The sequence below is a fragment of the Cryobacterium sp. TMT4-31 genome (assembly GCF_004403385.1).
In the GTDB taxonomy this organism is placed as follows: domain Bacteria; phylum Actinomycetota; class Actinomycetes; order Actinomycetales; family Microbacteriaceae; genus Cryobacterium; species Cryobacterium zongtaii.
Map to the genome: position 1 here is coordinate 96857 of NZ_SOGI01000032.1, position 12984 is coordinate 109840.

A 12984-nucleotide genomic window follows, 5' to 3' on the forward strand; every position below is an offset into this window, starting at 1 on the left:
TGCCTATGGTGACTCTATGGCCATCCTCTCGCCCCCGCTGTTCAGGCCCTTTCACGCCGCCCCGGATGCCGCACCGCGCGCCCAAACAGAGGGCGCTTCGCTGGGCGGCAGCCTGGCCACCCGGCTCAACTGGCTGCGCGCCGGCGTGCTCGGCGCCAACGACGGCATCGTGTCCGTGGCCGCGATCGTGGTCGGCGTCGCCGGTGCCGGCGCCTCCACGCCGGCCATCGTGGCGGCCGGCGCGGCAGGGCTCGTCGGCGGGGCCATCTCGATGGCGCTGGGCGAATACGTCTCGGTGAGCAGCCAGAGTGACAGCCAGCGCGCCATGATCGAGAAGCAGAAGCGCGAGCTGCGCGACGACCCGGCCGGCGAACTCGACGTGCTCACCACCCTTTACGAGGAGCGCGGGCTGGCCCCGGCCACCGCCCGCCAGGTGGCGCTCGAGCTCACCGAGAAGGATGCCCTCAAGGCGCACCTCTCGCTCGAACTCAACATCGTCGAAGAGGATGTGGCCAGCGCCTGGCACGCCGCCGCCGCCTCGGCCCTGGCCTTCACGCTCGGAGCGATCCTGCCGTTGCTGGCGATACTGCTACCGCCGGAGAACGTCCGGGTCCCGGTGACGTTCCTCGCCGTGCTGGTGGCCCTGGCCCTCACCGGCGCGCTCGGCGCCCGACTCGGCGGCAGTCGCCTCGCCCGCGCCACCGTGCGCGTGGTCACCGGCGGTGCCGCGGCACTCTTCGTCACCTGGCTGGTCGGCACCCTGCTCGGCACCAGCGTCTTCTAGGGGCGGCCGGGAGTGCCCGTTCGTGAGTTGCCGCACAGTGCCCCCTCCGGGCGTCTGAGGGGGCGTTTTGCGGCAAGTCGAGACGTTGCGGCTAGACCAGGCCGAGCAGTCTCGCCGCACCGACGAGGCAGGCGCCGGCCACGGCGAAGAACACCAGCACCCAGAACAGGCCGGGCAGGTGGCTGAGCCGGGCCAGCTGGTCGGCGTCCGAGGCGGTGCCGCCGCGGCGCGACCGGGTGACCTGCAGCTCGACGACGGTGCGCAGGGCGCCGAGCTGCAGGAACGCGGTGACCAGCACGGCGAAGATGCTCTGCACGGTGGGCGAGCCGAACCAGGTGACCGCGAAGACCACCGCCGCGGTGACCGCCACCGACCACAGCCCGAACCAGTTGCGGATCTGCACCAGCAGCAGCGCCAGCGCCGCAAGCAGCGCCCAGAGCAGGCCGATGTCATGGCTGCGGCTGAGCATCCACGCCGCCCCGAGCCCGAGCAGGGCCGGCGCCGTGTACCCGGCGAGCAGGGTGAAGACCATGCCGGGACCGCGCGGCTTGCCGCGGCTCACGGTGAGGCCGGAGGTGTCGGAGTGCAGCCGGATGCCCTGCAGGCGGCGGCCGCCGAGAGCCGCGACGAGCCCGTGGCCGCCCTCGTGCACGATCGTGATGCCGTGCCGGGTCAGTTTCCAGGCCGGCGGCACCAGCACGAGTAGGGCGGCCGCGGCGATGGTCACCCACACCGTCAAAGCCGGCAGGGGAGCGTTCGTGGCCGAGACGCGGGTCCAGAATTCGAGGAGCAGGTCCATCTCAGCCCTGCGCGGCCAGGACCATTTCCAGGTGCCGCTCCGAGGTGCGGTGCGGGTCCGTGATGTAGTCGCCGGTGGGGCGGGCGCCGTTCTTCTCGTAGAAGCGGATGGCGCGGTGATTGCTCTCGTGAACGTGCAGGTAGATCCGGTCGAGGTGCTGCTCGTCGGCGACCCAGGTGCGGACGGCGCCGAGCAGTCGCGTGGCCACTCCGGTGCGGCCGCGATAGGAGGGGTCGACCCAGACGCCCACCAGGTTGGCGCGAACCGGGCCGCCGATCGGCGGCTCGCCCGGCCGGTAGCTCGGCGGACCGGAGGACACAAAGGCGGCCATCGTGCCGACCCACTGTTCGCCGGGGGTGCGTGCGACAACCTGGAAGCTGGTGGGTTCGGTGTTCCGGGCGCCGCGCTGACGCCAGTCAGTTTCGGTGAGCGCGAGGACGGCGGCGAATGATTCGAAGAAGCCCAACGGGAAGTTCGCGATGGACCGGAGACGGATATCGCGCAGGCCTGCCCAGTCGTCAGCGGTGGGACAGTAGAGCTCCACAGCGCGGGGCGCGGCGGGTGTTCGTGTTTCGGCCATCCATGGAGGCTAGTCGTGTTCTCTGACCAACGGGTCAATCGTTCCGACAGCGCCCGAATCGTCGGCGAGGGTTCGCGCCTGATGGACCCGCTTACCGCACCAGGATCGTCCCCATCATCCCGGCGTCCTCGTGGTCGAGGATGTGGCAGTGGTAGACGGTGCGTCCGGCGAAGTCGGCGAAACTGATGCGCACTGTGGTCTGCCCGCGGGCCGGCACGTTCACCACATCGCGCCACACGACTGCAGCCTCGGCGGTGCCGCCCCGATCGACGATCTGCATCGGCCACACGTGCAGGTGCACCGGATGGTCCATCTCGCTCGTGTTGCGCAGCGTCCACTCCTCCACGCTGCCGGCCAGCGCTGTCGTGTCGAGGCGCTCCGGGTCGAACTCCTGCCCGTTGATGGTGAAAGTCATCATCGAGCCGCCGCCCATACCCATTCCCATGTCGAAGCTGAGTTCGCGCCGAGCCGTCACGGTCGCACCGCGCAGGTCGAGCGGTGCCGGCTGGCGTGGCACGGCCCCCGGCGCCGCCACCGGGTCCCCGGTCACCGTGACAGTCGCGAGGGCGACCTCGGTGCCCGTCGCGGCCTGACCGGAGCCGCCCATCATGCCGCCGGAGGTCGCGGTGCCCCGGTCGTAGGCCAGGGTGCGCAACTCGGTTCCGCCCTCCACCGCGGTGACGAGGACATCGGCCCGATTGCCCGGCGCGAGCAGGATCTCGTCCACCTCCGCCGGTCTTTCGAGGCGACCGGAGTCGATGCCGAGCAGCTGCAACCGTTGACCGTCGAGGCGCAGTCGGAGGTATCTGGAGACGCAGGCGTTCACGATCCGCCACCTCTCGCGCTCGCCGGTTCGAAGCGCCAGGACAGGCGCCAATTGACCGTTGACCAGCACAAGCTCGCCCTCCCGGCCCTGCATCCGGTCCGCGGCGGATGCGTCCGCGACCGCACCGACGCCGTCGAGCGTGACGTCCGAGATCACCAGGACCCGTTCCCGGCTGCTCCCGGTGGGCACCGGGTCGTCGATGACGATGGTGCCGTACAGGCCGCCGAAGACCTGGTCGGCGACGGTGCCATGGTGGTGCGGGTGGTACCAGTACACGCCGGGCGGGTGGTCGGCCGGCAGCCGGTACTCGTAGTGGAAGGACTCACCGGTCTTCACCATGACGGCCATGTTGTCGCCGTTTCCCTCCGGCGACACGTGCAGGCCGTGCACGTGCAGGTTGGTCGGGCCGGCCAGGCCGTTGACCAGCGTGACCCGCAGCCGGTCGCCGGGAACGAGCCGCAGCGTGGGGCCGGGCAGGCCGCCGTTGTAACCGAGCACCCTCGCGCTGCGCCCGCCGATCACGGTCGTGGCCGGTGTGGCGGAGAGGGTGACATCGAGCAGCCCGCCGCTGCTCGTCAGCTCGTCGGGCTGGTGCAGGTCGTCACCGCCGACGAACCCGGCTGTGCCCGACGGCCAGGTCGCCCAGAGCGCGGCCGCTCCGCCCGCCACGGCAATGACGCCCAGCCCGCCCAGGGCCAGAACGGTGCGCCGGCTGACGGGGCGGGCCAGGGCTGGCGGTTCCTGATTCCGGGGTGCTGCCGGAGGCGCCCGCATCAGGACACCGGTCTCGGCGTGGCGTCGGGGTGGCGGGCGCCGAGCACCCGGGCTGTGCTCACCTCGGGCCGCAGGTCGAGGCGGCGAAGCAGCTGCGCGTTCACGGCCACCACCACCGTCGAGGCCGACATCAGCAGCGCACCCACTTCCATCGGCAGCACAAAGCCGATCGGGGCGAGGACTCCGGCGGCCAGCGGCACCGCGAGCAGGTTGTAGCCGGCGGCCCACCACAGGTTCTGCGTCATCTTGCGGTAGCTGGCGCGGGAGAGCTCGATCACCGAGAGCACCGATCGGGGGTCGTCGCTGGCCAGGATGACGCCGGCGGAGGCGATCGCGACATCCGTGCCGGCGCCGATGGCGATGCCCACGTCGGCCTGGGCCAGAGCCGGAGCGTCGTTGACCCCGTCGCCCACCATGGCCACCCGGTGACCTTCCTGTTGCAGCTGCACCACGGCGGCGGCCTTTCGGTCGGGGTGCACGCCGGCGAAGACCCTGTCGATGCCGAGCTGGGCGGCCACATTGTGCGCCACGGCCTCGGCATCGCCGGTGATCATCACCACCGCGATGCCCAGGGCGTGCAGGGCGGCGACGGCCTCCGTCGATTCCGGCCGCACCTCGTCGGCGAGGCCGATGGCGCCGATCACGCGGCCGTCTTGTAGCACGTGCAGCACGATGGCGCCCTCGGCGGCCCAGGCGTCGGTGTGCTCGAGCGGCTCGGCGTGATGGCGGCTGAGCAGGCTCGGCCCGCCCACCGCCACCTCGTGGCCGGCGACCGTGGCGCTCACGCCCACGGCGGTGGCCGCCCGGAACCCGGTGGCCGCTGGAACGGATCGGCCGCGGGCCGCGGCGACGATGGCCGTGGCCAGCGGATGCTCGCTGTCGGCCTCCACGGCGGCCGCCAGGGCGAGCACGTCCTCCTCGGTGTGACCGGCGGCGGCGTGCACGTGACTGACCACGGGTTCGCCCCGGGTGAGAGTGCCGGTTTTGTCGAACAGCACGGTGTCGACGGTACGCATGCTCTCCAGGGCGAGCCGGTCGGTCACGAGCACCCCGCCGCGGGCGGCCCGCTCGGTCGCGATCGACACCACCAGCGGAATCGCCAGGCCCAACGCGTGCGGGCAGGCGATTACCAGAACGGTGATGGTGCGCATCACGGCATCCTCCGGGCTGCCGAGCAGGGTCCACGCGATCGCGGTGAGCAGACCGACACCGAGCGCGAACCAGAACAGCCAGCCGGCCGCCCGATCGGCCAGGCGCTGCGCCCGCGACGACGAGGCTTGCGCCTCGGCGACGAGCCGGCGGATGCCCGCGAGCGCGGTGTCGTCGCCGACCGCGGTCACCCGCAGCCGCAGGGCCGTGTCGGTGGCGACGGTGCCGGCCACGACCGCGGCGCCGGGGCCGCGGCGCACCGGACGGGATTCGCCCGTGATCATCGACTCGTCCACATCGGCGGTGCCCTCGGTGACCTGTCCGTCGGCGGGGATCCGGGCGCCCGGTCGCACGATGACCAGGTCGCCCACCTCGAGGTCGGCGGGAGCGACAAGAGTGACGGTGCCGTCATCCACCCGCTCGGCCTCGTCGGGCAGCAGCGCCGCCAGCGATTCGAGCGCGGACGAGGACTGCGCCAGCGAGCGCATCTCGATCCAGTGGCCGAGCAGCATGATCACGATCAGCAGCGCGAGTTCCCACCAGAAATCGAGCTCCATGGCCAGGATGCCCAGGCTCGCGCCCCAGGAGGAGAGGAACGCCACGGTGATCGCCAGTGCGATGAGCAGCATCATGCCGGGAGAGCGTTGCCTGAGCTCGGCCACCGCGCCGGTGAGGAACGGGCGGCCGCCCCAGACGTACATCACCGTGCCCAGCAGCGGCGAGACCCAGGCGACCCAGGCGGCGTGGGGCAACTCATAGCCCAGGAGCATGGAAAACATGCCGCTGAAGACCACGACGGGAACGGCAAGCACCAGCATCAGCCAGAACAGTTGGCGGAATCGGGCGACGTGATCGCCGTGCCCGGCATGTCCCATGGCCCCATGGTCCATCGAGGTGTGGTCCATCGATTCGTGGTCCGTGTCGGCGTGATTCATCGCGGCCTGATCCGCCGGAGAGGCGCCGTCGGTGGGCTGGTCGATGTGGTGATCCGGGTGGGAAGGCATACCCTTACGCTATACCCCCTAGGGGTACCAGGCAAGGGCAATGAGACTACCGTGGGGGGCACGATCACTTGTGCTCGTCAGGAAAGGAACCTGGATGATGTGGGGATACGGAATGAGCCCGGCCTGGCTCTGGCTCTACGGGTTGCTATCGCTAGGCGCGGTCGTGCTGCTCATTGTGTGGACCGTGCGGGTGTTCCGCGACGACTCGCCCGGCCCGGTGGGCCCGCGCAGGAGCAACGCCCGACGGATCCTCGACGAGCGCTACGCACGCGGCGAGCTCACGGCCGAGCAGTACCGCCAACAGGTCACCGAGCTCGGCGAACAGCCCTGAGCGGGTTCCGGCGCGGCCGAGCGACTACCTAAAGGCGGAGAATTTCGGGACTCGCCGGGCCGGCGACCACGACACGCCGACACGGCCGGAAGATCTCCGCCTGGACCGCAGGCGCGGACGGCAGGTCAGCCGAGATTGATGATCGCGGCCAGCAGATCGGGCTTGAGGGGCCGGTCCGCGAAGATGAGCCGTTCGAGCGCCGCGGTGGCGGGCTGGTCGGACGCCGTGCCGGCCACCCCCTGCCCGCGCCACACCAGGGTGAGCCCGATGCGCTCGAGCACCCGCACCGAGGCGGGGTTGCCGGCCAGAACGCGGGCGGTCACCGGATACGCCGAGGCCTGCGCCGCGGCGAGGGCCACCGTGGCGGCCTCGGTGGCCAGTCCGATTCCCCAGCTGGCCGGGGTCAGCCGGTAGCCGAAGTTGTGCGCCCCGCAGTCCATCAGCGTCGCCGAGGCCACCCCGATGAGCATTCCCGCCGCCAGGGTGGTGCCGGGCAGTGCGGTGCCGGACCGTGCAGTGCCGGGCAGGTCGTGCCGCAACCGAATCGCCCAGCGCCCCAAACCGGATGCGGCCCAGCTCTGCTCGCTCTCGTCGACCATCCGCTCGGCCTGTGCGAGGGCCGTGTGGCGGCCGGTCGGCAGGTGCAGCCAGGTTCCCGGGTCGGCGTAGATGGCGTGCACCTCGGCCACATCGGCCGCGGCGAGAGGTGCCAGTCGCAGGCGGGTCGTGCTGAGGAACTCGGGGGCGCTGGATTCGGGCACCTCCCCATGCTTCCACGATGCGCGGCGCCGGTCATCCGCAGGAGTTGCACCCCGCGCCCCGCACCGGTTGTGACGGGCTGAGCGCGGGGCGCTGTGGGGAGCGGTTAGCGCAGCGCGGAGATCTTCAGCGCCGCCGTCTTGAAGTTCTGGATGCGCTGCTCGTACCGCGCGGCGAGCACGATCAGCAGCACGCCGCCGATACCGAGCCAGAGCCACCACTGCACCGAGACGTAGAGCAGGGCGATCCACGGCCAGAGCTGGGCGAGCGCGTGCAGCAACAGCACCGTGGCGCCGAGCACGAACGGAGCCTGCAACCGCCGCGCGGTGCCGAGCAGCAGCACCGCGATGGCGACCACGCCGAGGCCCACCACGCGCCAGACCGGGCTGACGCTCAGGTCGAGCAGCAGCGACGGCACCAGCAGGAGGAGCAGGCCGGGGGCGAGCGCGGGCCAACTGCCCGCAGCGGGCACCCGCCGCAGGTGCACCAGCCCGGCCGCCACGAGCGCCAGCGCCAGCGGCACGGTGACGATCTCGACGGGGTCCGGCACGTCGTGGAACAGGCCGGCAACGAGCATCCCGGCGGCACCCGCGAGGGCCGCCCCGGCGATGAGTCGGCCCAGCGGGCTACGGTCGCCCCAGAACGCGGCCAGGAACACCGCCGCGAAGACCCAGACCACCAGCACCACCCGCACCGTGGCCAGCGGTGGGTAGCCCAGGGCGACCACTTCGGCGAGCACGGTGCCGAACATGGCCGCGACGACGAGGCCATACCCACTGCGAAGCGGCAGGCTGGTGGCGTCGGCGGAATCGGTGCTGCGGGCAACCCAGACCAGGCAGGTTCCGGTGGCCACCAGGAGGGCGGCGGCCGGCAGCAGCCAGGCCTCCAGCTCGCCGCTCGGTCCGGCCGGGGCTCCGGGCAGGGTGAGGATCCGCAGGCCCGCGGCGGTCAGGACGGTGAGGGTGCCCACCAGGCAGGCCGGCCAGGCGAGCAGGGTCCAGCGTGGGTGGGTTGTCTGCAGGGCGCCCCGGACGGCCAGGGCACCGCCGATCGCCAGGCTGAGCACCGCACGCACCGGGGTGCCTTCAGCGCCGAGGAGAGCGCTGGGCAGCACTAGCGCCGCCAGGCCCACGACGAGACCGGACTGCACCAGACGGGCCGAGGGGACCGGGAACGAGGTACCCCGCGCCCGGCCGATGACCCGCGCCGAGATCAGCTGACCGACGACCAGGGCGATCCCCAGCGGCACGGTGCCCACCTCGACGGGGTCGAGCAGGTCCCGGCCGAGACCGGCGACCAGCACCAGGAAGCCGGCGGCCACGAGCAGCCAGGCCAGCAGGACGCCCGCGCGGCTGCGGTCGAACCAGCGCACGGCGACCTGCAGCACGGCGAACAGCGCGATCAGGGCGATCACCCGGCCCGCGGCGAAGGCCGTATAGGGCAACGCGGCGGTTTCGGTCCCGAGGATGCCGGTGAGGGCGACGATGACGAGGCCGTAGCCGAGCAGACGGCGCGGACCGGCCGGGTCCACGGTCACCGTGACAGCGGCATCCATCGCGGCAGCATCCGCGTGAACCGGCCGTACCAGCGCCGGGGATCTGGCGATGATGACGTAGCCCGCGCCGATCAGCAGCAGGGCGGCCGGCAGGAGCCAGGCCTCGAGCCGCCCGTCCGGGCCGGCCGGCGAGCCGAGCAGCGGCCGGATGCGTCCCGACGCGGCGACGGCGACGGCCACGGCACCGACCAGGACGCCGGGCCAGGCCACAACCCGCCAGCGCGGCCGGCTGATCAGCAAGGCTCCGCCGACCGTGAGGATGCCGCCGACGGTGAGCACCAGTACCGGTCGCAGCAGGGCGCCCTGGGCACCCTCGACCGCACTGGGCAGCAGTACCAGACCCAGCCCCACGGCCAGCCAGGCCTGCAGAACCGGGCCGGCGGCAGACTCCCGCAGGGACGCCGGGTTCCGCGCCGGACCGAGAAGCCCGGCGGCCAGGAGCTGCCCGAGAATCAGGGAGAGCCCCAGCGGACCAGTGGTGAGTTCGAGCGGGGTGGGCAGGCCGAACCCGAGGCCGGCCAGGAGCGCGACCAGGCCTGCGGCCCAGCTGAACCAGGCGAGCACGGTGCCCGCGGGGCTGCGATCGAACCAGCGAAGGGCCACGTGCAGCACGGCGAACAGAGCGACCAAGGCGATCACGCGTCCCTCGGCGCACGGACCGAACGGCAGTGCCGCAGTTTCCGCGCCGAGGATGCCGAGCAGTGCCAGGCCGACGAGGCCGTAGCCGAAGCTCCGGCGCACGGTGCGGGTGCGGGTCGCCGTCGGAGCCGTCGCAACGGAGACGATGAACGGCGTGTGCCGGATGATGATGCCGCCGGTGACCACCAGCAGCAGCGCCGCGGGCAGCAGCCACGCCTCGAGGCGCCAGTCGGCGCCGGCCGCCGGCGCCGTCACCAGCGCCAGGATGCGCCCGGTCGCCGTGACCACGACGGCCGCGGTTCCCACGAGCAGGCCGGGCCAGGCGAGCAGGCTCCACCGGGGGCGGCCCAGTAGTACGGCGCCCACGATGGCGAGCAGGCCGCCGAGGGTCAGGGTGACCAGTTGGCGCACGGCGTCGTCGGTGAGGCCGGCGGTACCGAGGGTCGTGGCGCCGGGTGTGGCCGCCACGACGGCGCTGGGCAGCAGCGCCAGCGCTAGTCCGGCGCCGGTCCAGGCCCACGCTCCTGCGGGCCGGGCGCCATCCGTGGCCCGGAGGCGGGCCGTGACGAGCTGACCGGCCACCAGAGCGAGTCCGACGGGCACCGTCACGAGCTCGAATGGCTCCACAGTGCCGGCGACGAGCGCGGCGCCGGCAGCGAAGCCGGCCAGGGCGGCACAGGTCCACGCCGCGATGGTGCCCAGTGGCACCTGCGGCCGCCAGAGCGCCAGCACATGCCCGACGGCCAGAACGCCCACGAGGGCGATCGCGCGGCCGGCCGCCAGATCCGAGGTGTCGAACGAGGCCGTTTCCAGCACGGTGAGGGTGCCGAGGGCCACGACCAGGAGCACGACGGCGGCGCGGTCCCTGGCCAGGCGGGTGCGGGCATCCGGGTGGCGCACCAGCAGGAACGCCGCGACGGCCGTGATGACCACGGTGGGCAGCAGCCACGCCTCGAGCAGCGGTCCCGTGGCGCCCGCGGTGTCGAGCAGGCGCAACGAGCGGGCGATGCCGGTGCTGAGCAGCCCGAGAGCGCCGGCCAGCGCGGTCGCGGCCAGGTAGGCCGAGCGCGGCGGCGCCCAGCGCACGAGCGTGGCGCCGATGAGCAGCACCGCGGATGCCGCGCCGACGATGACCGGACGCACCGGCGACCCGGTCTGCATGCTGAGGGCCAGGGGCAGCAGGGCCACCGAGAGCCCGGCCAGGGTGAGCAGCGCGGCGCCCCGGCTGGCGGTGACGGCGCGGTCGATGCGACCGTAACGCCAGAGCAACGCGGCCAGCAGCAACAGCAGTCCGGCCAGGGGGAGCACGTAGGCCTCCACCGGGGTGGTGCCGGCGCGGGCCAGGCCCCACCAGAGCCCGGCGGTGGCCGCGACGAGCGAGAGCCAGCCGACATGGCGGCGCCAGGAGGCAGAGGCGAAGAGACCGTCGGCGTCGATCGCGGTGAGCAGCAGGACCACCGCGGTGAGCAGCAGCACCAGCCAGCCCAGCTCGGCGAGTCCGGGCCGCAGGAAGACGGAGGCGAGCACCACGGCGGCGCCGATCTCCAGGCCGGCCGACGAACGCGCCCGGCTGCCGGTGGTGCCGCCGGTGGTGCCGCCGGTGGTGCGTGCGAGAGTGCGGAGGACCAGGGCCAGTGCCACCGTGAGCAGAGCGGCGATCGGCGCGGCGAGCACCGACACCGTGCCGGGCGACTCGGTGAGGGAGATGAGGTTCACCGTGAGTGCGAGCACGGCGGGGGCCACGAGCAGCGCGCCGGTGAACCGCTCCCAGCGCAGGCCGCCGCCGCGGGTCAGGGTCCAGAGCAGCATCGCGGCCGCTGTCAGCGCGGCGGCCAGTATGCCGGCGACGGGGGCGGCAGGCAGCATCGTCGCCCGGTTGGCACCGCTCAGGCCGTCGATGATGCGCCCGGTGGGCAGTAGGACGCCCAACAGAGTCGGGGCGAGCAGGGTCCAGAATCCTGCTCGGCGTTCTACGGCGGTGAATCCGCCGATCCGGCCCTGGGCCAGGAATAGCTGGAGCAGACCGGTGGCCGACGCCACGGCGAGGGCCACCAGCAGCCAGAGCATGGCCGGAGTGGGCGGCGCGGCCAGGGTGAGCGCTTCCGGAGCGGCGGCGGCGCCGACGAGGGTGAGCACGATCGCTCCGGACAGCAGAGCACCGCGGCCGCCGGCCTGAGACTCGCGGTTCAACAGCAGCCGGGCGACGAACACTGTCAGTACCGCCGACAGCGTGCCGAGCCACCAACTGGCGCTACTGGCCCAGCTCACGGTGTAACCGAGCGCTTCGCTGGCGATGAAGAGTGTCACGACAATCGGCCGGTAGCCGCCCAGTGTCAGACGCCCGGCGCGGGCGAGCAGGAGCACGGTGAGGGCGGCGGCGCCCAGCAGCAGATACAGCGGAAGCACCAGCCAGAGCGCCTCGGTGAACGGCACGGCCAGCAGTACCATGACCAAACCGAACCAGGCGAGTATCCGCAGGCGTGGGGCGAGCACCGCACCGGCCCGCCAGAACCCGGCCACCAGCACGGCGACGCCGGTCAGCGTGGCCAGTGCCCAGACGCTCATCTCGTTCACCGAGACGAGCGGATCGCCCGACGTCGTGAACGTCGAGAGCAGGGCGGAGGCCAGCGGCGCGGCGGCTGTGGCCAACGCAACCGCACCGATCGCGGCCACGAACGACGCGGCGGTGAGCGCGGCGGTGAGCAGGGCGATGCGGGCGGGGCCGGTCGCCCGGCGCCGCCAGGCGAGTTCGAGGCCCAGAGCGAGAGTGGCGATGGCCGGCAACGGCAGGGTCACGAGCAGGGTGTTGTCGTCGGTGCGCCAGACGAACACCTCGATGCCGAACACCACCGCCAGCGTGGCCAGGCTGGCGGATGCGTAGGCGAAAGACCGGTAGAGGGCACCCGGTGTGCGCCCCGTCAACGCGACGACGGCGTGAGCGAGAGCGCCCGCGGCGACGGCGCCGAATGTGAGCAGGGGAATCACCGTCTCGGCGGGAGCCACGAATCCGGCGGTCAGCGTGGCGGTGGCCAGGGCGAGGGCGGCCAGCGCGAGCAGGGCGATCTTCTCGGCCGTGCGGTCCACGGCGGGCCAGAACGAGGCCGTTCCCGGCCGGGTGAACCTGTGCAGGAGCGCGCCGGCTGCGACGCCCAGCGCGGCCAGGAACACCCGGGTGACCGGCTCGGCATCCGCGGCCAACCCGGCCGCGAGAAGACCCACAGCCGGTGCGGCCGCGGCGAAACCGGCCACGCTGGCCACCCGCAACGACGACACCGCGTGCCAGAGCAGGAACAGCGCGGTGCACACCGTCAGCGTCACGCCCCAATAGAGGAGGCCGTCGACGGTGCCGAAGCCGAACAGGTCGTTCTCCCGCAACGCCCAGGCGTCCAGGAGCACCAGCACCACGGCGAGAGCGCCGATGCCCTCTGCCGTGCTGACCAGACCCTTGCGCCGCAGCAGCCCCGCCGTGATCAGCATGGCCACGGTGAAGAGCCCCACGATGGCCGAGCGTACGGCCAGGCCGGCGACGACGAAGGCCACGGTGAGGAAGACGATCGCCGCGACCGACACGAGGGTGACACCCACGAGCAGCAGCACGACCTGCACGCTCGAGCGCTTGTGCGGGGTCGGCCCCGTCGGCGTCGCCGGTGCGGGGGTGCTCGGCGGGGTCGGCGGCGTGTGGGCGGCCGGGCGAGCCGCCGGAGAAACACCGGGCAGAGCGAACGGGGGAACGGGCTGGGCGGACGGGGCGGGTTCGGCGGGCGCGGCGACGGTGGGCGAGGCC

The 12984-nt window shown here is 72.7% G+C and carries 8 protein-coding genes; 2 read left to right on the forward strand and 6 right to left on the reverse strand.

What is annotated here, in order from left to right; all coding sequences use genetic code 11:
- Nucleotides 1-16: 16 nt before the first annotated feature.
- Complete coding sequence (locus tag E3T19_RS07860; RefSeq protein WP_088457489.1) at nt 17-784, forward strand: VIT1/CCC1 transporter family protein; 768 nt, start codon at nt 17-19, stop codon at nt 782-784.
- A gap of 91 nt (nt 785-875) precedes the next feature.
- On the opposite strand, the gene E3T19_RS07865 is transcribed toward E3T19_RS07860, so the two are convergent.
- From E3T19_RS07865 to E3T19_RS07880, 4 genes are all read right to left on the reverse strand, one after another.
- On the reverse strand, nt 876-1583 hold the full coding sequence (locus tag E3T19_RS07865; protein WP_134408529.1) for a M50 family metallopeptidase: 708 nt from the start codon (nt 1581-1583) through the stop codon (nt 876-878).
- A 1-nt stretch (nt 1584) separates the two neighbouring features.
- On the reverse strand, nt 1585-2163 hold the full coding sequence (locus tag E3T19_RS07870) for a GNAT family N-acetyltransferase (RefSeq protein WP_088457487.1): 579 nt from the start codon (nt 2161-2163) through the stop codon (nt 1585-1587).
- Nucleotides 2164-2254: 91 nt separating this feature from the next.
- Nucleotides 2255-3763 (reverse strand): multicopper oxidase family protein, encoded by a 1509-nt coding sequence (locus tag E3T19_RS07875; protein ID WP_134408530.1) that lies wholly within the window; start codon nt 3761-3763, stop codon nt 2255-2257.
- Nucleotides 3763-5847 (reverse strand): copper-translocating P-type ATPase, encoded by a 2085-nt coding sequence (locus tag E3T19_RS07880; RefSeq protein WP_370294263.1) that lies wholly within the window; start codon nt 5845-5847, stop codon nt 3763-3765. Before E3T19_RS07880 ends, E3T19_RS07875 begins: the two co-directional genes overlap by 1 nt.
- Nucleotides 5848-6010: 163 nt before the next feature.
- On the opposite strand from E3T19_RS07880, the gene E3T19_RS07885 reads away from it, so the two are divergent.
- Entirely contained in the window at nt 6011-6247 is a 237-nt protein-coding gene (locus tag E3T19_RS07885) for an SHOCT domain-containing protein (RefSeq protein ID WP_134408532.1), read from the forward strand.
- Between the two features lie 125 nt (nt 6248-6372).
- Here the strand turns inward: E3T19_RS07885 and E3T19_RS18940 are convergent, their stop codons facing one another.
- Both E3T19_RS18940 and E3T19_RS18945 read right to left on the reverse strand, forming a co-directional pair.
- A complete protein-coding gene (locus tag E3T19_RS18940) occupies nt 6373-7008 on the reverse strand; it encodes a GNAT family N-acetyltransferase (RefSeq protein ID WP_166788829.1) in 636 nt (211 codons plus the stop codon).
- Between the two features lie 104 nt (nt 7009-7112).
- Entirely contained in the window at nt 7113-12806 is a 5694-nt protein-coding gene (locus E3T19_RS18945; protein ID WP_206750442.1) for an SCO7613 C-terminal domain-containing membrane protein, read from the reverse strand.
- Nucleotides 12807-12984 lie beyond the last annotated feature (178 nt).